The organism is Kordiimonas gwangyangensis DSM 19435 = JCM 12864 (assembly GCF_000375545.1).
GTDB lineage: Bacteria > Pseudomonadota > Alphaproteobacteria > Sphingomonadales > Kordiimonadaceae > Kordiimonas > Kordiimonas gwangyangensis.
Genome location: NZ_AQXF01000006.1, coordinates 258,548 through 280,815, shown reverse-complemented (window position 1 = coordinate 280,815; position 22,268 = coordinate 258,548). Strand labels below are relative to the sequence as shown.

The following is a 22,268-nucleotide window of genomic DNA, read 5'->3' as shown; positions in this document are numbered from 1 at the left end:
TTCTGTGAGCAAGGTATTTGTTGAGACTGAACGACTTAGACTGCGCGATTGGTGTGATGCCGACCGCGCGGTTTTTGCCTCTATGAACGCGGACCCCGAGGTGATGCGCTATTTCCCCGCGACGCAAAGCCGCGAGGAAAGTGACGCATCAGTGGACCGCTGCCGCGCCCGCATCAAGGATGACGGTTTTGGCTTCTGGGCCGCGGAGCTCAAGGACACCGGCGCTTTTATCGGCTTCGTCGGTATCCAGAAAGCGCCTGAATACCTGCTCTGTGCGCCAGCAATCGAGATTGGTTGGCGGCTGGTGCCGTCAGTTTGGGGTCGGGGGCTAGCGGCTGAAGGGGGCCAGGGCGCGCTCAACTATGCATTCGGGCAGCTTGGCGCCAAGGAAGTGATCGCCATCACAACTACTGGCAATACACCCTCACGGCGCGTAATGGAAAAGATCGGGATGGTTCGCGATATGGCGGGCGACTTTGACCACCCCATGGTGCCGGAAGGCAGCCCCATCCGCCCGCACGTACTGTACCGCGTTAGCCGTTGATAAATTCACCCAAGAGTGCGGCTAAGCCAGTTTCCAAAATGCTCAAGATCGACATCAAAGAGACCCTTCGGACGTTCTAGCCTGAAATTGTCGCTGCTTATAGGCAATGAAATATCATCGGGATGCTGGTGGGGGTGCGCAATATTCTTGATGTGGCGAATTAACACGGCCTCAAGTTCCTTGATGATCGCAGCGGGTGGAAAGTCTTCATGCCCCAGTTTCACTGACAAATCATAGTGCAGCGCGCCGGGACGATTATCGCAGCAGCAATAATAAAACTCCATCTTTTCAACCTCGCAAATCGCGTTCTCAAGGCTCTGGCGCAAATTGTTGTACTGGTTGAATCCCTCTCTGTAGGGGCTTGTCAAAATATACTCTTCAGACGCTGTGCCCGGTGATGGGTCCGCCTTACGAAGCGCATATTTGAACCCAATATAATTGGCTAGATGCTCTCGTATGCGATGTTCAAGGTAGTTGGCCTTGCCGACGTATATGACCGTTGTCTGCCTGTGTCGCTGCACCAGTATGTACACACCTGGACCTGCGAGCCCCTCAGTCATCATTTTCTCGTCATTCACGGGGTATGTGCCGGTTTTTAGCGGACCTCGCCATGTGACTCTTATGGGCTCAGAGGGGTTCACCTGCCGTCCCTCCGGAATGGGCTGTGGCTGTCGAGATATTCGATCTCGCTATCGACGGCTTCCCTCTCTTCCTCAAGGAAACGTGCAACAGCGTCCCTGAAGCCTCTGTTTGGTATCCAGTGTGCGCTGTAGGTTTTGGTCGGCGTATAGCCGCGCGCGAGCTTGTGCGGGCCTTGTGCACCAGCTTCCACGTGTTTGAGGCCGTGCGCGATGGCATAGTCCATTGCCTGGTAGTAGCAGGCTTCAAAATGCAGGTTATCGAACATTTCTGTGCAGCCCCAATAGCGACCGTAGAGCGTGTCGCTACCAAGGAAGTTGAGCGCGCCTGCTATTGTGTCGCCCTCATGGTCACACAGGATGAGCGTGATCCGTTCCGGGATGCTTGAGCCGATACGTGCGAAGAAATCCCGGTTCAGGTAGGGCGTTCCCCACTTCCGGCTGCCTGTGTCGACATAAAAGGTGAAGAAATGATCCCAGTCTCGGTCTGTGATCTCATGACCGATCAGATGCCGGAATGTTACGCCCTGTGCCTGCACACGGCTGCGTTCTTTCCTGATTTGCTTGCGCTTGCGTGAAGAGAGAGCCGCAAGGAAATCATCAAAGCTGCTGTAGCCGTCATTATGCCAATGGAACTGCTGGTCGGTACGAACCAGATAGCCTTCCGCTTCGGCGAGTGCCGCTTCCTCACCTGTCAGGAACGTCAGGTGCAGGGACGAGACCCCCAGCTCACCGCACACATGTTTTGCGGTGCGCAGTAACAGGCGTTTTTCTTCGTCGCTGGCGTGCGCAGCCAAAAGCCGTGAACCAGTCACCGGAGTGAAGGGTACGGCAGACTGCAGCTTCGGGTAATAGCGGCCACCGGCACGCTCATAGGCGTTGGCCCATGAATGATCGAACACATATTCGCCGTAGGAATGACCTTTGAGGAACAGCGGCATGATGGCCTTGGTGCAGCCGTCTTCGCCCCTCAGTGCTATATGGTAGGGCTGCCAGCCGGTATCCGCCGCGGTACAGCCTGAAGTTTCCAGCGCTTCAAAGAACCTGTAGCCGAGAAACGGATTGTTGGGGCCTGCGCAGGCAGACCAATCTTTCTCGTCAATCAGCGTGATGCTGTGGGCAATGTCAGCCTTTAGCGGGGTTGCTTCAGGCACCGGCTATACCTCAGTCCTCAGACCCGACGACAGCGGGCTTTTCAAAGATGATGGCGTCCGCATGCTCACGCGCAATGGCTTCCATCTTTTGGTCGCGCACCGTCCATGTGAGGAGCGGTTTTCCCTTGCTGCGCCAACGTGTGCAGAAGCTGTTGGGCAGCAAATTCACGTCGCAGGCGATGAAGTCGGGTTTGCATTTCTGCACCCAGTACATGAGCGCGATGCGGGCTTTCATGCTGAGAAGAAATTCACGTCCGATCACAAGGCCACGCGCGTATTTGGGCATATAGTCCTTGAACCACGTCACGACCCGCGGATCAAACGACATGACCGCCACGTGCCCGCCGTAACCTTCAAAAGCGTGCCGTACTCCGGCGCACACTTTTTGTGGCATGCGGCGACGGGAAGATTTGATTTCCACGAACAGGGGAAGTTTGCGGTCAACTTCATCAAGCACATCCGGGAGGCTCGGGATCGGTTTCCCGCTGTTGCCAACCTTGAATTCATCACGCAGCTGGCGGTAGCCCCATGTCGAGACAGCGCCAACACCGTTGGTCATGCGCTCCAGAAGCTCGTCATGAAAGACAACGATGATGTCGTCGACGGTGGGACGAACGTCAATCTCAACGGCATATCCCGCGTCTATGGCTGCACGTACAGCCGCCAGTGTGTTTTCCTCGCGCTCGGTGCCGGCCTCAAAAAGGCCGCGGTGCGCGATGTCATACTCTGTTAGCCAAGGAAAATGCCGTTGATTGATTGCCATGCGGTTAGCCTATTTCCACGAGTGCGTCGATTTCAACTGGAACATTGAGCGGAAGCGCGTTTGTACCAACCGCCGAGCGGCTGTGTTTGCCTTTGTCGCCGAATACATCGACCATCAGGTCGCTTGCGGCGTTGATGACCTGCGGCTGGCCGCCAAAGCCGTCCACACAGTTCACAAAGCCGCCGAGCTTTACAACACGAACAACACGGTCAAGGTCACCACCGCACGCCGCTTTCATCTGGGAGATGAGGTTGAGGGCACAAATACGTGCTGCCTCACGCGCTTCCTCGGGGCTGACTTCCGCGCCAACCTTGCCTTCAAACGCGAGCTTGCCGTCTTTCATCGGAATCTGGCCGGAGATGCTGACAAGATTGCCCGAGATGACAAAGGGGACATAGTTGGCAACCGGTGCCACGGGGGTTGGAACCTCGATGCCAAGTTCGGCGAGGCGCTTGTCTACGCTCATGTTATTGCTCCAAAAAGAAAAAATACAGGTAAGTTAAGCCCTTATAGCAAAGGGTAAGCTATAAAAAAAGGGCCTTGGAAAGGCCCTTCGTTCTTTGTGTGTCCGGCGGTTATGCGGAGCGCAGGTGTTTGCCGGAACGGCGTTCCTTGTCTTTGTACATGGCTTGGTCTGCAGCCTCGATCAGATCGCCTGGGTCGGTCGCGCCGTCGAACGCATGCACGCCAACCGAACATTTCACTGAAATGCGGGTGCCGGCATAGTGCACATGACCGCGGTTGATGCGTTCCTGCAGAGTGCGCAGGCGTTCCATGCCCTGTTCCGGGTCACAGCGATTAAGAATGATGGCAAACTCGTCGCCGGCAATGCGGGCAACCACATCGCTTGGACGAATATGCTGCTTCAGTGTTTTGGCAACATAGCGAAGCACTGCGTCACCGGCCATATGGCCATGTACGTCGTTGATGTCCTTGAAGCCGTCGAGGTCGACAAAGCCCAGTACGCCAGCGTCGCAGTGGCGCGCGGCGGTCGCGAGTGCTTGCCCGAGCGCCAGGCGCAGACCGCGGCGGTTCGGGATGCCGGTCAGCTCGTCGGTAACCGAAAGCTGCTCAAGGTAGGCGATACGCTCTTGCTGTTCGGACATGCGCTGCTCAGCAGCGGCAGCGAAGCTAAGTACCTCGGTAATGAGTTGCCAGCCTGTGCTGTCGAATTTCATTTCCGCGTTCGCTGCTGTTCGCATCAGCTTGCTCGCAAGCTTGCTCACATAGGGGTTGATCGCAGTTTTGTCTTTCAACTTGTCTTTTTGCTCAATCATAAACGCCTCCGGTCCACGCAGTACACTTTTGAAAATGCAAGACATGTGCCACTAAGAGGGAATATTAAGTGATTGAAATTGTTTGGGTTCAGCGTTTTTTGTCGTGGCTCGTCGAGGCAGATTTTGCCCCATCGATCGATCGCCCCTTCATAATTGCCGAGTTACCGAAGCGCCCTTTGAGGCTATCCATTGCCTGTTCCGCTTTATTACGTTTGGTCCTTGTCGGCTCAATAAGGTCTGGCTGGTCCGCTTCGGTGAGTGGGCGGAAATGGCTCATGCCAATACCAATCAGGCGGTAGGGTGTGCCGTCCGCGAGCGGGCGCAGAAGCTGCTGACCAACCTCAAAAATAGGGCCGGCCAACTGCGTTGGTGCATCCAGGGTGCGCGACCGTGTAATCGTGCGGTGCATGCTGGTCTTGAGCTTGAGGGTTACCGTAAGACCCGCCAGTGATTTGCCTTTGAGGTCCGTGGAGACATTCTCGGACAGACGCCATAGCTTTGCCTCGAGTTCATCGTAGGTCACTAGGTCGCGGTCGAGCGTGCGTTCGCTTGAGACACTTTTGACGGTCTGCTCGGGGCTTACCTTGCGGCTGTCGATCCCGCGGGCGAGGCGGTAAAGGCGAAGGCCGGTTTCGCCGTAGCGGCGCACCAGTGTGCCTTCGTCCATGGCCTGAAGCTGCCGGATTTCCGAGAGCCCGTCGCGCGCAAGGGTTTGCGCTGATTTGGCACCTACGCCGTAAATGCGGCTGATGGGAAGGGGCGCGAGGATGGCAAGCTTGTCGCTTTCGCCAATTACCGTGAAGCCGCGCGGTTTGTTCATGTCTGACGCCAGCTTGGCGAGGAATTTATTGGGGGCGAGGCCGATAGAAATGGTGATGCCGACTTCCTGTTCGACACGCGCGGCGAAGCGCGCCAGCTGAATTGCGGGTGCCGCTTTGTGCAGCCGGTCAGTGCCAGCGAGGTCAAGAAATGCCTCGTCAATGGAAAGCGGCTCAACAAGTGGGGTCAGGTCGCGCATCATCGCACGCATCTGATGACCGATTTCCCGGTACAGGCTCATGCGCGGTGGAATGATAACGGCATCAGGACAAAGCTGCTTCGCCTTATACATAGGCATCGCGGAGCGCACACCGCTCATGCGGGCGATATAACAGCAGGTGGAGACGACACTGCGATTACTTTCCCCACCAATAATGAGTGGCTTTGAGGCAAGCTCCGGATTGTCGCGTTTCTCGATGGAGGCATAAAAGGCATCGCAGTCGATGTGCGCAATCGAAAGGCTCAGCAGTTCAGGGTGGCTGATCTGGCGTGGTCGTCCACACGCTGGGCAGGGGCCGACTTCCCTGTGCACGTGAAAGCAGGTGCGGCACAGTCGGGTTGGGGCTTCCTCTTGCTCGCGTGCGTCAGCCATCATGCCTCCAGCAGGCGCTGTTGCAGATATGTGGTCAAAGTCGACCAATCGTCGATGCGCGTATGTGCATGTTCCGTCTTGTCAATCATGGCCGCAAGGCGAGGGTCTGCCACAAAATGAATGCGGTGGATGTCTGGTGCATGCTGGGCGACAGATTTATGCTGTGGCGGCAGGTCATCAACAAACACGATCTGCGCGTTGTGGTGTTCGGCAATATATGCAGCAGCAGGGCCTTTTTCACCCCTATTGGCAAGTACCGGAAAGTCGATGCCGTGGTCGCGCAGGTTTTGCACACGGGCTTCGCGGCAGTGATCAGGAATATTGCTGAGAACCGCAATTTCATAGTCTGCCGAGAGGGTTGCGAGCGCTTCACTGGCTCCTGGCACAAGCGGTACATCATGCGCGCAGCTCTCAAAGAAGCCTGCGATCAGGGCTTTCACGTCTTCCGGCTTCGCGGCCACTGCGTCCCTAGTTGAGAAGATATTTCCCCCGAGCTGGAAGCTCGTGAGCCGCAACTCATATCCCACAGTAGGAAGATGGCCCTCGAGGTGCTCAACAAAACGAAGCAGGACCTCATCGGCGTCGAGCAGAAGGAGAGGGCGCCCTTTTGGGAGGCTAGATGTAAACTCTTTTAGTTCCATGACCTTACCATTCCTGCCCGGCACCGCCACCAAGCGTGCGCCATGCTTTTGCGATAGTCTCAGGTTTCTCATCGGCGTATGCCGCGAACGCCAACAGGTCCGGTTCGTGCGCCATGAGAAACTCAAGGAGCGACGCCAGAAACTCGCTATCCTCAATGCGCGCGCGGATATCATCCACGCCGGTGCCCGACAGCGCGATGTAGCGGTCCCTGAGTGCATCTTCGGAGAAGATAAAGGCAGCAGCGCGCAGGGCGAGGGCTTGGGCAAAATCGGAGGTCATGAACGCGGGCTTCCAGTTCTGAAAATCGGTAGGCAGAATCAAGGTACCTGTTTTCCCATGATGAGGGGATGAGGAAAACGGGTTTTTTTGTCACAAACTTGAGCGCTTGTTCGATATTTCCATTTAAATACCTCGACGGTCTTGTTTTTTTGTCAAATTCACGCCTATTATTTGGCGTTGAAATTACAACAGGCGCCCGAATAACGGGCTAGGGGAACCGTATGGGTAAGAAGATCCTGATCGTCGAAGACAACGAACTCAACATGAAGTTGTTTTGCGACCTTTTGGAAGCTCATGATTATGAGACTATCCAGACACGTGACGGTATGGCTGCGCTTGATCTCGCACGTGAACATAATCCGGATCTCATTTTGATGGATATTCAACTGCCGGAAGTGTCCGGGCTTGAAGTCACCAAATGGCTGAAGGAAGACGAAGATCTCCGCAAGATTCCTGTTGTGGCCGTAACTGCCTTCGCGATGAAGGGCGACGAGGAAAAGATCAGGGAAGGTGGCTGCGAAGCCTATATTGCCAAGCCTATTTCCGTAGGCCATTTCCTTGAAACGGTAAAACAGTTCGTAGGTTAGAGGTTCAATGACAGCGCGGGTGCTGGTAGTTGACGACGTTCCACCGAACGTCAAGCTGCTTGAAGCAAAGCTCACAAGCGAGTACTTCGATGTGCTCACCGCGTTCAGCGGGCCTGAAGCCTTGGACGTCATCAGCCGCGAACACCCGGACATTATCCTCCTTGACGTGATGATGCCCGGCATGGACGGTTTCGAGGTTTGTCGCCGTATCAAAGGCGACCCTGTCACCGCCCATATTCCCGTTGTGATGGTCACGGCGCTTGACCAGCCGTCGGATCGTGTGGCTGGCCTTGAGGCCGGAGCAGACGACTTTTTGACCAAGCCCGTTCAGGACCTAGCGCTATTTGCGCGTGTGCGCTCCCTTGTGCGCCTGAAGGTCATGATGGACGAGCTTCGGAACCGCGAAGCGACCGGTGCGAGTCTCGGCTGGGAGGCAGACGAGGATGTCGCCTATGAGCTGGACGTTCCGACGGATGGCTCAATCCTGATTGTTGACGAGCAAGAGCGGGTGATGGAGCGTATTGCCCGCGCCCTTGAGGGGGTTGGTGAGCTGACGTTCCTCAATGGCGGCGAAGACGCTGCAGACCGTGCACGCGAAAAGAATTTTGACCTTATTATCGTCTCGCTTACGATGCGCAATACGGATGGCCTCAGGGTTTGTTCAAAGCTGCGTTCATTTGAGGAGACGCGCCATGTACCCATCCTTGTGATGGTTGATGACGGCAACACCAAGCTTCTTGTCCGTGCGCTCGAAATGGGCGTGAACGACTACGTGGTGCGCCCTGTGGACCGGATGGAGTTTCTGGCCCGGGTGAAAACCCAGCTCAAACGCAAGCGCTATGCGGACAAGCTGTGGGAGAACTTCCATCTTTCCATGCAGCTTGCGACAACAGACGCGGTGACTGGCCTTTATAACCGTCACTATCTCACGAGCCACCTTGAGACACGCATGCAGGCGGCGCAAAGCTCCGGCAAGCCGCTCTCGGTCCTGATGATGGATATTGACCACTTCAAGAAGGTCAATGATACCTACGGCCACGCAGTCGGTGACCTTGTGCTCAAGGAATTCGCGAACCGTATCGCCAAAAATATCCGTGGTGTTGACCTGGCAGCCCGTTATGGCGGTGAAGAATTTGTCGTCATGATGCCTGAGACCCCAACAGACTGGGCGTTCATGATCGGGGATCGCTTGCGTCAGGAAGTTAGTGAAAACCCATTTGAGGTTGGTGCACCGGATGGTCCGATCAACGTGACCGTATCTATTGGTGTTGCTACCAGCCAGCCGAATATGTCGCCTGCCCAGCTTCTGGATGCAGCCGACAAAGCTCTCTATAGCGCAAAGTCGGCTGGGCGGAACCGGGTGATCATCTCTGGCAAAGAAGAGTAGCTACGATTAATGGCTGCCCTGAGGTGCTGCCTGAATTTCCATGTTCCGAGTGAAATTTTATTTGAACTCAAACAGGGAGATCTGTGGTGGAGCAGCCAGCAGCAACTCATGGTTCGGGCGACAAGGACCGCCAAAGTGCGATCATCATCTATATCCTATACCTTATCGGGTTCGCGACCGGCGTAAGTGCCTTGGCTGGTGTCATCCTGGCACATGCCAAAGAGACGGACAGCCCGGTCTGGCAATCCCATTTCACCTATCAGATTCGTACCTTCTGGCTCGGCCTCGTTATGCTGATTGTGAGTGCTATTCTCTATATCATTCTGATTGGCTGGTTGGTGGCGGCCTTCTGGGCGCTATGGACGCTCGTGCGCGTCGTGAAGGGCCTGCTGCTCGCGATGGACGGCAAGGGGATTGATAATCCGGAAACTAATAGCTGGTGAGTGCGCGATGCCTTGCGGCAATAAAAAACGCCGCAGCCTGGTAGGGCGCGGCGTTTTTAATCAGTTCTGAAAACCAAGATTACTTGATCTTAGCTTCCTTGAATTCTACGTGCTTGCGAACAACCGGGTCGTATTTGCGCAGGACCATTTTCTCGGTCATCGTGCGCGGATTCTTCTTGGTCACGTAGAAGTAGCCGGTATCCGCGGTGCTAACCAGCTTGATCTTAATGCTGGACGGCTTTGCCATCTTATCAACTCCAAGAAAACAGTGTTGCCGGTCACCTCATGCGACCGGGTCAGTGGGCGCAAAATACTGATCGCCCCCCATAAGTCAAGCGCTCATTGGCAAATGCCGGAATATTTTTACAACAGTATGAAAAACTGTATGAGAATGATAACGCTCAGGTAACCATTTATGTGCAAAAACAATAATCCCGAAGACAAAGAGGCATACCATGTCGACACTCGATAACGAGCTTGTGGAAGAGCTGCGCACCGAAGCCATTGATACCGTTGAAGACCGGCTGCAAAGCCTCAACGAAGCGGTGACGGATTTTCTTGACGGCCGCGTAAAAAGTGAACATGCGCTCGCGACTATTCGGCTTGAAGCGCACTCGCTCAAGACCGTTGCTGCGAGCTTCGAGATGAAGGCCCTCAAGGTAATGTGCCACCGTTTTGAAGATTACTTCTTCAATATGACGGCGCTGACGCCCGAATCATGCCGGGATATTCAGGTGTTTGTGGACCGCATGTCGGAATGTCTGGAGGCTTTTGTCAGTGGTCGCGAATTCGATGTTTCGGTCATCATGCGGAAGCTGCCGAACAAGGGCGGTTTCAACGTGGGCGATATTACCGTCACCGATATCGAGGTGATGCTGGTGATGGAGCCGGGGATTGCCACCAAGATCGTTACCCGCGAGCTTCTGGAGTGCGGCTACCGCATGATCAATGTGGCGTCTACCATGGACGCCATCCAGCTGATTCCGTCCATGAAGCCTGACGCGGTTATCGTGTCCCGCGTTATGCCAGAGCTGTCGGGAATCGACTTGGCGTGCGCCCTCAAGGCGATGCCGACAACGAAACACATCCCTGTGGCGCTGATCGCGACCGATCAAAAAGAGAAGTTCAAAGACCTGCCGGAGAGTGTCCCCGTGCTGCGGAAAGGCGCGAACTTTGCCGACGACGTGGCGGAAGTCTTTGTAAAACTCGGCATCCTCTAGGTTTCACCACGCACAACACCTGTCGTGACGTCAAAGAAACGATCTGTCCGCCTGCATTGCGAGAATTATCATAAAATTAAAGTAAAATTGCATTTGCGTGAAAAATGCGCCACACTTCGCGCCGGATGTGGGGCTTTAAGCCAACGAGGGAAGTGTAATGAAATCGAAAGTAATCATGATTGCCGGCCTTGCTGCTGCAACTGCCTTGAGCGGTTCTGTGTTTGCTGGTGAAACCAAAGCTGGCGCTGAATGTTATGCGCCGATGTCTGCCTATAGCCAAGGCATGCCAGCCGTTGACGGCTTTGAAAGCCTGACGGCTGAGAAGCGTATTGTTGAAACCACCATGGTTTTTCGCAAGGCGCTCTCTGCTGCAGAAGAATCACAAGCATGCTTCGAGGACGCTATCGCCCTCGCTGACGGTGAAGAAGAGCTTGCTGCCCTTCAAGCCGGTGCAGAAGAAAGCAGCCGCATTTTCGCACAAGTTCAAAGCGACTTCGGCGCCAAGCTTGACGAAATGTCTGGTGACGTGCTGACCGACATGGCGCCTGCCGCTGGTCCGGAAACGCAAGCCGCTGCTGAAGAGCAGTCGGTAGCTGGCATGGAACTGCTGTTCGATAGCTACATGGCGCTTGAGCGTTCGCAGGAAGTGAACAAGCGTTTTGCACAGGCTGCGCGCAAGCCTGAATAAAGCAAGCAATCAGAATTTCATTGGCCCGGTCCGCTCAAGCGTGCCGGGCCGATTTATTTTTGGGCGTGAGAAGATTGGACGGTGTCGGGCAGGTTGCTGCTGTCCTCCAGCGCCGGGTCGCCCTGATGATTCTCATTTGGTTTGAACTTGAGAATGACAGTCGGCAGGATGCTGAGCTCTAACTCAAGATCCGTGAAGTGAAAGCGGTTGAACTTCAGTTTCTTGCGCGTGCTGGCGGCACGGAACAGGGAGCTAAGGATTGTGTTGATCAGCTTTTTGTCTCGTGTCTCTTCCAGGAGCGCGAGTTGCTCCTCATCGTCGATGAGTTCCCGCAGGCGAAGGTGCGGTACGATTTTGGGTGACAGCCCCAAGCCCACTTCAATTTCGGTCACGTCATAGCCTGCGCGTTCAATATAAGGCATGGCCTCATTGAAGCGCTGCGCAGTTTTTGTGAGCGTGTCGCCGCTGAAATCCTTGATGCCACCGACGGCGGCAGAATAGGCCTCTGAGGCGCTTTCGCCCCAGCGGTGGTCTTTCTTCCGGCCAAGCATTGCCTGACGCATATCTTCGAGAACTTCAGGTAGCCGTTTCTTCATGGTGGACCCTCGCGTCTTTTCATTATGTCTTTATAACATATGGACGTTCAGGTGACATGCAAGCAGGCACTTATTAGCGGATGATATCAACCCGGTCCGGGTCTTTGATGCGGTAAAGCATCGCTGGGCGGTGAGCGCCGGCCGCGAACTTCTTGCCCGTTTCTGCAATCAGGTCGAGCGAGAGGATCCACTTGCGGAAGTTGCGCTTGTCGAGTGTCTTGCCGGTTGCTTGCTCGTACACGATCTGAAGCTGCGAAAGGGTGAACTCTTCATTCATGAACTGAAGGCCGATGGTAGAATATTCCATCTTGGCCGCAAGACGCTCACGGGCAACACGGATGATCTCCGCGTGGTCAAATGCCAGTTCCGGCAGTTCCGAGATCGCGAACCATTTAACATCCGACGCGTCTGTGCCTGCCGAAGGCTTCAGGTGCTCGGACGGGGTGAGTGTGAAGTACGCAACGCTGATAACACGTTCCCGCGGGTCACGACCGATCTTGCCAAAGCTGTAGAGCTGTTCAAGATATACATCTTCAAGGCCAGCTTCTTCATGAAGCTCACGCTTGGCGCATTCATCAAGGCTCTCGTCGATGCGAACAAATCCGCCAGGCAAGGCCCACGAGCCCTTGAAGGGTTCGCCGCCACGCTTGATGAGCAGCACTTGAAGCGCGTTGTCACGGACGGAGAAAATAACAATATCCGTCGTTACGGCAGGGTGCGGGTACTGATATGTGTAATTCATATCTATATCGTGTTTTTCTTACGTTTATTAGAAGGCTCATGATACACGCAACGAAGTTTGCTGCTGTACCAAGTCTCAAGTTCGAAATTACTAGCAGACTTTTTAAAAGAATGTCCAACTTTGTTTGCTGTTTACTCCCCCGTGCCATATCAATTTTTGCTTGTGTTGTCGCGCTTACACTAAATTGTGGAAATTATTTAAAGTTGTGCGGAAATGCAGCTGCGCTATGATGTGAGTATCATTCTACCGCTAAACAATAGCATAAACTAACGTTTATTGCGCCGTGATATTTTATGGCGTTGGTTCAGTGATTAGGTGTTTCCGGCCTTGACCCCGGCCCGATTTTGGGTTGGTATCGGCGGGAACTTTTATTCAGCATTTTATGAGGGGAAAGGGTATTATGCCGCTCGCACAGCTTGAGAATATTATGCGCCTGTTTCGCGGCTCCGAGCTCGATGAAGCTGGTCGCAAGGAGCTTGTTCGTGAAGCGCTTGTAATGGCACTGTCGCGCGCGACCATCGCGGACACCAATATTGCACATATTGAGGTGAAAACCGTTCAGCGTATCATCAAGGAACGCACCGGTGAGGAAGTGAGTGAGAAGGACATCCGTGTCGCAGCTCTCTCCGACCTCTATAAGGAAGCGACGCTTGAGAAGTATCTTGCCAAAGTTCGCAGCAAGATTGGCACCGAAGATTGCAAGATGATTGTTGGTGCGCTCGCTGAAGTGATCAAGATCGACGAGAAAGTCAGCCCATTTGAAGTTGAATTCTTCAATAGCGTTGCTGGCGCGCTCGGCATGTCTCACGCTGATTGCGCAGGCCTGATCGAATAATCCTTGCGGATTACCGAATACTGAAAAGGCGGGGTATTCCCCGCCTTTTTTGTTGCGCTAGTCAGCCAATGGTTCGTCCGGTGAATAGATAACATAGATCTTCATGTAACCATCCGAATCCCAAACACCGCTCCAGTCCCGGCCAATGGTGACTGCGTCGCCTGCCTTGATTTCTGTTACAGTGCCGTCGGCAGATGTGAGCGTCACGCCGCCCTCGACAAAATACATGAATTCGTCCACGCCGTAGCGGTCGATAGTGAAGCGCGATGGGCCTGACTTATACATGCCGGTGTCGAACTTCTTGTCCACCGACAGGAAGTTCTCGAGGTCTTCCGTCGTATATTCACCGCGTTCGCTCTCGTGCTTTTGCACTAGCGCCTTGTGGTCGGCGAAAAACTTGCCCGCGATCTGTTCTTTCGAGATTTTTTTCGGGTGGCTGTGGTCTGTCTTGCCCGCCATATCCGCGCTTGCGGGCAGGGTGAACAGAGCTGCAGCAACAAATGCAACGCTGATGAATTTCATATCTGGCTCCCCATAATATGCCTTGGCGGCATCGAATAGGAAGCCAGCCTATCACAACCACGTTATGAATGTGATCACATTTATGTGGTGCATTCACATGGCCCTAATTCAGGGTCAATAAGGCGTCCACCTGCCTGTAGTCGCTCGGCTTGATCAGCTCTACGGATGCCACCCGAACGCTGTGTAGCTTGCCATCGAGGTTCGCTTCCCAGAAGTCGAGAAACTTCCGGAGGATAGGATACTTGGGCGCAAGGTCCAGTTCCTGCCAGATATATTCCTGCAGCAAGGTTTTGAAGTCCGGCCGATAATAATAGATGTGTGCGGTCGTCAGCCGATAGTCCCGCATTTGCTTTTCGAAGTCGTCCACGTCACGTCTCCCTTACAATTGCCTCGGATATAGAAGTATGAGGGCAAAAAGGTTGACGCAGGCTTAACGATGTCAGCAGTCATCAAGCCGTGTTGGCAATCACGTCCTTCGCGATAATGAGCTGCTGGATCTGGCTAGTGCCCTCATAAATGCGGAACAGACGCGCGTCGCGGTAAAGCTGTTCGATGCCATAGTCCGCGATATAGCCCGCACCGCCATATATTTGCACTGCGCGGTCGGCTACCCGGCCTACCATCTCGGACGCGAACAGTTTGGCGCACGATGCCTTGCGTTTGGTGTCCTCGCCTGCATCGCGGGCTTTCGCAGCATCCCGGATCATGCATTCAGCGGCATAAATTTCGGTCTGGCTGTCTGCTATCATGGCCTGGATGAGCTGAAAGTCGGCGATAGCACCGCCGAACTGGTTACGCTCCTTGGCGTAACGCACAGTGTCGCGCAGAATGCGTTTGGCGAGACCAGTGCATACGGCGGAGATATGGAGGCGGCCCTTGTCGAGCACCTTCATGGCGGTTTTGAAGCCCATGTTCTCCCGCCCACCAATGATGTTCGTAGCTGGCACGCGGCAGTCCTCAAAAATCACGTCCGCCACGGGCGCGCCTTGTTGGCCCATCTTTTTCTCTGGCTTGCCGACACGCAGGCCGGGAGTGCCGGCTTCTACGAGGAAGGCGGAGACACCGCGGGCGTCTTTACTCTCTGCGTCCGTGCGGGCCATGACGGTGAAAAGCCCAGCATAGGGCGCGTTGGTGATGAAACGTTTGGTGCCGTTGAGGATAAAATGGTCCCCATCCCGCCGCGCGCTGGTGCGCAAGGAGCCGGCGTCTGACCCGGCTTCGGGCTCAGTCAGGCAGAAGGAGCCGATCAATTCACCGCTCGCAAGTTTGGGCAGGTACTTCTTTTTCTGCTCCGCCGTGCCGTCCAGCACAATGGCCTGTGAACCGATGCCCACATTGGTGCCGAAGATGGAACGGAAGGCAGGTGCGGCTTCACCGATGATAAAGGCGACCTCAATCTCTTCCTGCATATTCAGGCCAAGACCGTCATAATCTTCGGGAATCGAAAGGGCAAAAAGCCCAAGCTCGCGAATCTCGGCAAGGATATCATCGGGGATGCGGTCATTTTCTGCGACAACGCGCTCGTTGGGGATCAGGCGTTCGTGAACGAATCTCTCCAGTGTGCCGCAAAGCTGGTCCAATACGTCTTTTTCTAGCGCCATGATCTTTTCCTTCCCGGTTCGGAGGTATAATTAATGCAAACGATTAGGGAGGCAAGGCAGAAGCGATAGAGAAAAATGAGGGATAGGACTGGCCTTTGCTCTGTGATGATTTAGCTTAAGGCGCAAGGGTTTATAACGCGGCTTTCAGGGAGGAAGATATGCAGCAGGCATTCATTTGTGATGGTCTCCGGACCCCGGTCGGGCGCTATGGCGGTGGCCTCTCTGGCGTGCGCACCGATGATCTGGCCGCGCATCCGATCAAGGCATTGATGGAGCGTCACGCCGGCGTTGACTGGGCTGCGGTGGATGATCTGTTTTACGGCTGCGCCAATCAGGCGGGCGAAGATAACCGCAATGTGGGCCGTATGGCCGCGCTGCTGGCGGGACTGCCGGTTGATGTGCCCGCGGTGACTGTCAATCGCCTGTGTGGCTCAGGGCTTGAGGCTCTTGCGCAAGGCGCCCGCGCCATCAAGGCTGGTGAGGCGGACTTTGTGATTGCGGGCGGTGTGGAAAGCATGTCCCGCGCGCCGTTTGTAATGCCGAAGGCCACCAGCGCCTTCTCCCGGCAGGCGGAGGTTTACGACACCACCATCGGCTGGCGTTTTGTGAACAAAGCCCTCAATGCCGCATACGGCACAGACAGCATGCCGGAAACTGCGGAGAATCTGGTCGAGGACCTGAAAATCAGCCGTGAAGATCAGGACGCTTTTGCTTTCCGTTCTCAAGCCCGCGCAGAAGCCGCACAGAAGGCTGGCCGGTTTGAGCGTGAGATCGCACCCGTCAGCATCCCGCAGCGTAAGGGCGAACCGCTGGTGGTCGCCACGGACGAACACCCACGCCACGGCACCACCATGGAAGGGCTGGCCGCACTGAAGGCGCCCTTCCGTGCAAGCGGCACCGTGACGGCAGGGAATGCCTCCGGCACCAATGACGGCGCAGCGGCGCTTCTTGTGGCCAGTGAAGCGGGGATAGCGAAACATGGCCTGACGCCGATGGCTCGCATTGTAGGCGCCGTTTGCGCCGGTGTGCCGCCGCGCACCATGGGCTTTGGCCCTGTGCCTGCGACACAGAAGCTGCTGAGCCGCCTTGGTCTCACGATTGACGACATGGACGTGATTGAACTGAATGAAGCGTTCGCAGCACAAGCGCTGGCATGCACCCGTGGTCTTGGTATCGCGGATGACGCAGAACACCTGAACCCGAATGGCGGTGCCATTGCGCTTGGTCACCCGCTCGGCATGTCCGGCGCGCGGCTTGCGCTGACGCTCGCGCATGAGCTTAAGGCGCGCGGTGGGCGGTATGGCCTTGCTACCATGTGTATTGGCGTGGGGCAGGGTATCGCCATGGTGATCGAACGCGTCTGAGCTTTTTGGACTATGCGGGGTGGTCAAAGGCTGCCCGCGCTCTAGTCTCTCAATCAATACATATGTCTGGCGCGCGTGGCCGCGCCGAACTTCATGAGGGGAAGTCATGAGCACAGTATCCACGGAAATTCGCGACGGGATCGCGATCATCACGGTTGATAACCCACCGGTCAACGCGCTGTCGCACAGTGTGCGCGAAGGCCTGTCGAACCAGATGAAAGAACTGTCATCCAATGCGGACGTCAGTGCGATTGTGATTGCCTGTGCGGGCCGCACGTTCATTGCGGGCGCAGACATTCGCGAATTTGGTCGTCCACCGCAACCACCGCATCTGACCGAAGTGGTGCTTGAGATCGAAGCGATGGAAAAGCCGGTTGTGGCCGCCATCCACGGCACCGCACTTGGCGGCGGGCTTGAAGTGGCGCTGTCCTGCCATTACCGCGTCGCGCTGTCATCCGCCAAGATCGGCTTGCCGGAAGTGAAACTTGGCATTCTGCCCGGCGCGGGCGGCACGCAGCGCCTGCCGCGTATCGCAGGGCCTGCCAACGCGCTTGATGCGATTGTGAGCGGGCGGCACATCAGCGCCAAGGAAGCCAAGGGCTGGGGCGTACTTGATGAGCTGGTAGAAGATAACCTGCTGGACGCTGCCATCGCCTTCGCCAAGGCTGCGGTTGACATGGGCCCGCGTCGCACCGGCGAGATGACAATTGACAGCGCAAAGTTCGGGCCGGAGTTTTTTGACGGTTTCCGCAAATCCGTTGCCAAGCAAACGCGTGGCTATTTCGCGCCGGAGCGCTGCATCCAGTGTGTGGAAGCTGCTGTGAACCTGCCGTTTGACGAGGGCATGAAGCGCGAACGCGAGCTGTTCCAGGAGTGTTTCACCAATCCGCAGGCCAAGGCGCTGCAGCACATGTTCTTTGCCGAGCGTCAGGTCAGCCGCATTCCTGGCATCGACAAGGATACCCCGCGTCGCGAGATCAAGCGTGTGGGCATCATTGGTGCCGGCACCATGGGTGGCGGCATTGCCATGAACTTCGCAAATGTTGGTATTCCGGTGACCATCCTTGAAGTTGAACAGGCGGCGCTCGACCGCGGCCTTGGTGTGGTGCGCAAGAACTATGAACGCTCCGCCGCCAAAGGCAAACTGACGGCTGAGCAGGTGGAAGGCCTGATGAGCCAGTTCACAGGCACGCTGTCCTATGATGACCTCAGCGACTGTGACCTTATTATCGAGGCCGTGTTCGAGACTATGGACATCAAGAAAAAGGTGTTCACCGAGCTTGACCGCGTTGCGAAGCCGGGTGCGATCCTCGCCAGCAACACGTCATACCTTGATGTGGATGCCATTGCCGCCTGCACCAAACGCCCTGAGGATGTACTGGGCCTGCACTTCTTCTCCCCTGCCAATGTGATGCGGCTTCTGGAGATTGTGCGTGCTGAAAAAACCTCCCCGGAGGTGCTGGCCACCTGTGTTGATCTTGCAAAAACTATCCGCAAGGTGGGTGTGGTTGCCGGTGTATGCCACGGCTTTATCGGTAACCGTATGCTGTCGCCTTATGGCCGCGAAGCTGCGCTTTCCGTAATCGAAGGCGCGAAGCCTGAGGAAGTGGACGCCGCACTCTTTAACTTCGGTATGCCGATGGGGCCGATGACCATGTCTGACATGGCAGGCCTTGATATTGGCTACCTGAACCGTCAGGGCATTGGACGTGAGAACTATGAGACCAAAGCCTATGACTGGATGGACCGTCTCGTGGAAGCCGGCCGTAAGGGCCTGAAGGTGGGCGCCGGTGTCTATGCCTATGATGAAGGCAGCCGCACACCGAAGCCGGACCCCGAGGTGATGAAAATCATCGAGGAAGAAAGTGCGAAGGCGGGCATTGAGCGCAAGCCGATTTCGGCTGATGCCATTGTTGAGCGCTGCATGATGGCGCTCATCAACGAAGGCGCCAAAATCCTCGGTGAAGGCATCGCCTACCGCGCCAGCGACATCGATGTGGTTTATGTGAACGGCTATGGCTACCCGCCGTACCGCGGTGGACCGATGCACTATGCCGACCACCTTGGCCTCAAGACTGTATATGCGAAGATTTGCGAATATGCCGATACCGTCGGCGATCGCTGGTGGAAGCCTGCACCGCTTCTTAAAGAACTGGCGGAAGCAGGCAAAAGCTTCGCCGATTATGACCGTGAAAACGCAGGATAGGATTTAACATGAGTGATTATCTGAACGGACTTTTCAGCCTCAAGGGGCAGGTTGCCCTGGTGGCAGGCGCGTCTTCCGGTATCGGTGCCGAGTTTGCTCGTGCGCTCTCGAAGGCGGGTGCCGACGTGGTTCTGGGGGCCCGCCGCAAAGATCGTATTGAAGCGCTTTCGGTCGAGATCGCGAACGAAACCGGTGGCCGCACGCTCGCGGTCGAGCTTGACGTGACGAGCCGCGAGAGTGTCGAGAAGGCTTTTGAAAAGGCCAAGGAGATGCTGGGTGTGCCCACGATCGTGTGCAATAACGCAGGCATAGCAAAGCCAAACTGGGCGCTTGAAGATACCGAAGAAGACTGGGATGCCACCATGAACACAAACCTCAAGGGTATGTGGCGTGTGGGGCAGGTGGCCGCGAAGTTGATGCTGGAGAACGGCAAGGGCGGTTCCATTATCAACACGGCGTCCATCCTTGGTCTTGGTGTCGGCCCGCAGCAGCTCACTTATGCCACGAGCAAGGCGGCTGTTGTGCAAATGACGCGCGCCATGGCCATTGAGTGGCAACGTTGGGGTATCCGTGTGAACGCCATTTGCCCCGGCTACTTCAAAACCGAAATCAACGACACCTTCCTTGATAGCGAACTGGGCCAACGCATGCTGGCGCAAAGCCCGGCCAAGCGGGCTGGGCAGCTTCAGGAGCTGGTGCCTGCCATGCTGATGCTTGCGAGCCCGGCCTCAAGCTTCACCACAGGGGTGGCACTGCCGGTTGATGGTGCGCATTCCGTGCGCCTCGCATAAGCAGCCATAAAATCCAAGAGAAAGGCGACGGTGCTTCCGTCGCCTTTTTTTGTTTTTAGTGCGAGCCATAAAAAAACGGGGGCCAGAAGGCCCCCGTCTCGTAACTCTATGGTCGCGCGACTTAGAAGTCTGCGCGGAAGGCCAAACCAAACACACGCGGTTCGTTTACGAAACCGGTGAGGTTGTTGAAGTCGATCACGCCTTTAACGTTCTTCTCGTCCGTGATGTTACGGCCGAAGAATGCGAGTTCATACTGGTTGTCTGCCCAGCGGTAACCCACGCGGAGGCCCAGTTCAAAGGTGCCGTCCGTGTAGAACTCTTCGGTTGTGTAGAGAAGAAGGTTGGTGTCGCCTTGGTAAGCCCAGTCAGCGCTCATGAAGAACTCTTCACCGTCGCCGGTAGGACGTACGTAGTCAGCCACGAGGTTGAAGGTCCAGTCCGGAGCCTGCGGCAGCGGGTTGCCATTGATGATGGCGCGGCCCTGGTTGTCGAGGCGGTCGGTTGGTGTACACATGCCGGTACCACAGATCGGAACGCGGACGGAGCCGTCATAGATCTTGGTGTGGGCATAAGACGCGCCAGCGGTCAGCGAGAGGTTCTCGGTCACGAGGAACTCGAGGTCGGTCTCGAAGCCGTAGCCTTTAACTTCGTTCAGGTTTAGGAGGCGAACGTTGTTCGTGCCGCCACCAACTGCGGTTACCTGAAGGTCGTCCATCTCATAGTAGAAGATGGCGCCGTTCCAGCGCATGCGGCCGTCTACGAGGTCAGACTTGAAGCCAGCTTCGTAGGAGGTGATGGTTTCTTCCTTGGCGGTCGTCGGAACGCCGAAGAAGGCAACATCACGGCCCTGAATGGTTGGAGCGCGGAAGCCGGTGGCAACGCGTGCATATACAGACAGGTCGTCGTTGATGATGTGGTTCAGTGCAACGTCCCAGCTGAAGTTGTCGCCGTTGAGCTCAACGGTCGGCAGTGCCGAACCGAATGCGCCAGAGTAGGCATCAGCCGTTTTTTCGTCGTCCGTGTAACGACCGCCAACCGTCAGCGTGGTGTTTTCGGTCAGGTCATAGCTGAGCTGGCCGAAGAGTGCCCAGGTCTGGTTCTGGTGGCGAACGGTAGAGTCCGGCACGAAGAACGGGCGCGTACGGATGGTGAAGTCGCTGTCGAAGTAGAAGAAACCGAACTGGTAGAAGAGTTTGTCGGTGCCTTGACCGGAGACGCGCAGTTCCTGCGTGAACTGGTCAAGGTTGTCGATGCAGTCTTCTGTCGTGCTCGGGAACGGGACAACACCCGGACCGCCCGTGTTGCCGCCGTCGATGTCGCCGATACCACAGCCAGACGTGGTTTCATAAGCGCTCACGGACGTCAGGGTCATGGATTCGCTTACGTCCCACTCGAGCTTCGCGGACGTGCCCCAGCTGTTGTAGCTCTGCTCGTTGCGGTGCGTGTCGTCGTGGTAAACCGTGTCGCGGTCGAAGTTGCCGTTCAGCTCGTTCGAGCCGGCATCGAAGATGTTCGCACGGAAGATTTCCGACGTACCGTCAAGCGAACGGTAGTGGTAGTTGAGGAGCGCGCTGAACGTGTCAGTCGGCTCGATGAGCACTTGAGCGCGCATCGCAGCTTCGACGTAGCCACCCATTTCATCTTCTTTGCCGGAGAAGCCGTTGTCGATCCAGTCGTTACGACGGGAGAGAAGGCCGGATACACGAACGGCAACTTTGTCGCTGATGCCAGCGCCGTAAGCCGCTTCGAGGGAAGCCGTGCCGTAGGTGCCATAGCTTGCGTTCACATAGCCTTCAGCTTCTTGCGTCGGCTTGCGGGTGTCGAACTTCACGATACCGGCAGGTGTATTGCGACCGAAGAGCGTACCTTGTGGGCCACGCAGCACTTCTACGCGGTCGATATCGAAAAGCGGGAAGCTTTTGAGAATCACGTTCTCAAGCACAACATCGTCAACAACGATGGAAACCGGCTGGGATGCAGCAAGGTCGAAGTCGGTGTTGCCGAGGCCGCGGATATAGAAGCGCGGCGCCACACGACCGTTCGAGGATTCTGCGTTCAGGCCCGGGATGCGGCTGGAGAGCAGGCGAATGTCTTCACCGCCAGCTGCAAAGTCCTTGAGCTTCTCACCACCGAGTGCGGAAACGGAAATTGGAACATCCTGCAGGGATTGTTCACGCTTTTGTGCGGTTACAACGATTTCTTCGAGAACAAAATCGTTGTCGCTGCTTTGCGCGTGAGCGCCTGCAGTCAGTGCGATCATGGAACAGCCGGCAACAAGGCGCGCGCTATTCGTAAACCAAGTTTTTTTCATGGTGTCTTTCCTCATACGAAGTTCGCAGCTTCGGTAGTCTGAAATTGTACGGTGGGTTACCCGGGGATCAGTCATGCCTAGATGACGAACCAGTTGGGAAGGTGCCCGGAACTTTAGTTTGCATACTTGCCACTATATTGCGACGCAAATCCGTAATATTATGAAGTATATAGGATAGTGTGACACATAGGTGTTGCACTTTGGCAACCGCTGGCAAGGTAGATGCGAACCACCCCCGACTTGAAATGCTGCGTTTCCTCTCACAAT

Annotated in this window: 25 protein-coding genes; 10 read left to right on the top strand and 15 right to left on the bottom strand. The window is 55.8% G+C overall.

The window, feature by feature from the left end:
- Positions 1-4: 4 nt before the first annotated feature.
- Positions 5-544 carry a GNAT family N-acetyltransferase gene (locus tag B150_RS0117520; RefSeq protein ID WP_020401251.1) on the top strand — a complete coding sequence of 180 codons (540 nt, stop codon included), beginning with the start codon at positions 5-7 and terminating at the stop codon, positions 542-544.
- 5 nt (positions 545-549) lie between these two features.
- Here the strand turns inward: B150_RS0117520 and B150_RS0117515 are convergent, their stop codons facing one another.
- The 8 genes from B150_RS0117515 to B150_RS0117480 all read right to left on the bottom strand — a co-directional run bounded on the left by B150_RS0117515 (position 550) and on the right by B150_RS0117480 (position 6,708).
- A complete protein-coding gene (locus B150_RS0117515) occupies positions 550-1,122 on the bottom strand; it encodes a GIY-YIG nuclease family protein (RefSeq protein WP_155860124.1) in 573 nt (190 codons plus the stop codon).
- Positions 1,123-1,181: 59 nt separating this feature from the next.
- Positions 1,182-2,336 (bottom strand): GNAT family N-acetyltransferase, encoded by a 1,155-nt coding sequence (locus tag B150_RS0117510; protein ID WP_020401249.1) that lies wholly within the window; start codon positions 2,334-2,336, stop codon positions 1,182-1,184.
- Between the two features lie 10 nt (positions 2,337-2,346).
- Positions 2,347-3,099 carry a glycerophosphodiester phosphodiesterase family protein gene (locus B150_RS0117505; protein WP_020401248.1) on the bottom strand — a complete coding sequence of 251 codons (753 nt, stop codon included), beginning with the start codon at positions 3,097-3,099 and terminating at the stop codon, positions 2,347-2,349.
- Positions 3,100-3,103: 4 nt separating this feature from the next.
- Positions 3,104-3,565: a RidA family protein gene (locus B150_RS0117500; protein WP_020401247.1), complete on the bottom strand. Its 462-nt coding sequence runs from the start codon at positions 3,563-3,565 to the stop codon at positions 3,104-3,106.
- Between the two features lie 109 nt (positions 3,566-3,674).
- The gene (locus B150_RS21765) at positions 3,675-4,376 is read right to left on the bottom strand and encodes a GGDEF domain-containing protein (RefSeq protein WP_020401246.1); all 702 of its coding nucleotides are present in this window, start codon (positions 4,374-4,376) and stop codon (positions 3,675-3,677) included.
- 88 nt (positions 4,377-4,464) lie between these two features.
- A complete protein-coding gene (locus B150_RS0117490; RefSeq protein ID WP_020401245.1) occupies positions 4,465-5,787 on the bottom strand; it encodes a DNA polymerase IV in 1,323 nt (440 codons plus the stop codon).
- Positions 5,787-6,302, bottom strand: a complete 516-nt coding sequence (locus B150_RS21760) for an HAD family hydrolase (RefSeq protein ID WP_155860123.1) — start codon at positions 6,300-6,302, stop codon at positions 5,787-5,789. The genes B150_RS0117490 and B150_RS21760 overlap by 1 nt, the downstream gene beginning before the upstream one ends.
- Positions 6,303-6,432: 130 nt before the next feature.
- Positions 6,433-6,708 carry a DUF3572 domain-containing protein gene (locus B150_RS0117480; protein WP_020401242.1) on the bottom strand — a complete coding sequence of 92 codons (276 nt, stop codon included), beginning with the start codon at positions 6,706-6,708 and terminating at the stop codon, positions 6,433-6,435.
- A gap of 221 nt (positions 6,709-6,929) precedes the next feature.
- Here B150_RS0117480 and B150_RS0117475 point away from each other — a divergent pair, with 221 nt between their 5' ends.
- The 3 genes from B150_RS0117475 (at position 6,930) to B150_RS0117465 (ending at position 9,125) form a co-directional block, all read left to right on the top strand.
- Positions 6,930-7,295 (top strand): response regulator, encoded by a 366-nt coding sequence (locus B150_RS0117475; RefSeq protein WP_020401241.1) that lies wholly within the window; start codon positions 6,930-6,932, stop codon positions 7,293-7,295.
- A 7-nt stretch (positions 7,296-7,302) separates the two neighbouring features.
- Positions 7,303-8,682: a PleD family two-component system response regulator gene (locus B150_RS0117470; RefSeq protein ID WP_020401240.1), complete on the top strand. Its 1,380-nt coding sequence runs from the start codon at positions 7,303-7,305 to the stop codon at positions 8,680-8,682.
- Positions 8,683-8,768: 86 nt separating this feature from the next.
- Positions 8,769-9,125: a DUF4870 family protein gene (locus B150_RS0117465; protein WP_202899783.1), complete on the top strand. Its 357-nt coding sequence runs from the start codon at positions 8,769-8,771 to the stop codon at positions 9,123-9,125.
- A gap of 79 nt (positions 9,126-9,204) precedes the next feature.
- Here the strand turns inward: B150_RS0117465 and rpmG are convergent, their stop codons facing one another.
- Positions 9,205-9,372, bottom strand: coding sequence for a 50S ribosomal protein L33 (gene rpmG, locus B150_RS0117460; protein WP_020401238.1), 168 nt, complete (start codon positions 9,370-9,372; stop codon positions 9,205-9,207).
- 208 nt (positions 9,373-9,580) lie between these two features.
- Between rpmG and B150_RS21755 the strand changes: the two genes are divergently transcribed.
- Positions 9,581-10,345, top strand: coding sequence for an Hpt domain-containing protein (locus tag B150_RS21755; RefSeq protein ID WP_020401237.1), 765 nt, complete (start codon positions 9,581-9,583; stop codon positions 10,343-10,345).
- Between the two features lie 157 nt (positions 10,346-10,502).
- Positions 10,503-11,033, top strand: coding sequence for a hypothetical protein (locus tag B150_RS0117450; RefSeq protein ID WP_020401236.1), 531 nt, complete (start codon positions 10,503-10,505; stop codon positions 11,031-11,033).
- A gap of 53 nt (positions 11,034-11,086) precedes the next feature.
- Here the strand turns inward: B150_RS0117450 and B150_RS0117445 are convergent, their stop codons facing one another.
- Together B150_RS0117445 and B150_RS0117440 are read right to left on the bottom strand one after the other, a co-directional pair.
- Positions 11,087-11,629, bottom strand: coding sequence for a hypothetical protein (locus tag B150_RS0117445; RefSeq protein ID WP_020401235.1), 543 nt, complete (start codon positions 11,627-11,629; stop codon positions 11,087-11,089).
- A 73-nt stretch (positions 11,630-11,702) separates the two neighbouring features.
- On the bottom strand, positions 11,703-12,371 hold the full coding sequence (locus tag B150_RS0117440; RefSeq protein ID WP_020401234.1) for an NUDIX hydrolase: 669 nt from the start codon (positions 12,369-12,371) through the stop codon (positions 11,703-11,705).
- Between the two features lie 400 nt (positions 12,372-12,771).
- On the opposite strand from B150_RS0117440, the gene B150_RS21750 reads away from it, so the two are divergent.
- Positions 12,772-13,206, top strand: coding sequence for a TerB family tellurite resistance protein (locus B150_RS21750; protein ID WP_020401233.1), 435 nt, complete (start codon positions 12,772-12,774; stop codon positions 13,204-13,206).
- Between the two features lie 57 nt (positions 13,207-13,263).
- Here the strand turns inward: B150_RS21750 and B150_RS0117430 are convergent, their stop codons facing one another.
- The 3 genes from B150_RS0117430 to B150_RS0117420 all read right to left on the bottom strand — a co-directional run bounded on the left by B150_RS0117430 (position 13,264) and on the right by B150_RS0117420 (position 15,329).
- Positions 13,264-13,728, bottom strand: coding sequence for a cupin domain-containing protein (locus B150_RS0117430; RefSeq protein ID WP_020401232.1), 465 nt, complete (start codon positions 13,726-13,728; stop codon positions 13,264-13,266).
- Between the two features lie 103 nt (positions 13,729-13,831).
- Complete coding sequence (locus B150_RS0117425; protein ID WP_020401231.1) at positions 13,832-14,095, bottom strand: usg protein; 264 nt, start codon at positions 14,093-14,095, stop codon at positions 13,832-13,834.
- 82 nt (positions 14,096-14,177) lie between these two features.
- Positions 14,178-15,329, bottom strand: a complete 1,152-nt coding sequence (locus B150_RS0117420) for an acyl-CoA dehydrogenase family protein (RefSeq protein ID WP_020401230.1) — start codon at positions 15,327-15,329, stop codon at positions 14,178-14,180.
- A gap of 158 nt (positions 15,330-15,487) precedes the next feature.
- Here B150_RS0117420 and pcaF point away from each other — a divergent pair, with 158 nt between their 5' ends.
- The 3 genes from pcaF (at position 15,488) to B150_RS0117405 (ending at position 19,690) form a co-directional block, all read left to right on the top strand.
- Positions 15,488-16,693 (top strand): 3-oxoadipyl-CoA thiolase, encoded by a 1,206-nt coding sequence (pcaF, locus tag B150_RS0117415; protein WP_020401229.1) that lies wholly within the window; start codon positions 15,488-15,490, stop codon positions 16,691-16,693.
- A 106-nt stretch (positions 16,694-16,799) separates the two neighbouring features.
- Positions 16,800-18,899: a 3-hydroxyacyl-CoA dehydrogenase NAD-binding domain-containing protein gene (locus tag B150_RS0117410; protein ID WP_020401228.1), complete on the top strand. Its 2,100-nt coding sequence runs from the start codon at positions 16,800-16,802 to the stop codon at positions 18,897-18,899.
- An 8-nt stretch (positions 18,900-18,907) separates the two neighbouring features.
- Positions 18,908-19,690, top strand: coding sequence for an SDR family NAD(P)-dependent oxidoreductase (locus tag B150_RS0117405; RefSeq protein ID WP_020401227.1), 783 nt, complete (start codon positions 18,908-18,910; stop codon positions 19,688-19,690).
- A 121-nt stretch (positions 19,691-19,811) separates the two neighbouring features.
- Here B150_RS0117405 and B150_RS0117400 read toward each other — a convergent pair whose 3' ends face one another.
- Entirely contained in the window at positions 19,812-22,001 is a 2,190-nt protein-coding gene (locus B150_RS0117400) for a TonB-dependent receptor (RefSeq protein WP_020401226.1), read from the bottom strand.
- Positions 22,002-22,268 lie beyond the last annotated feature (267 nt).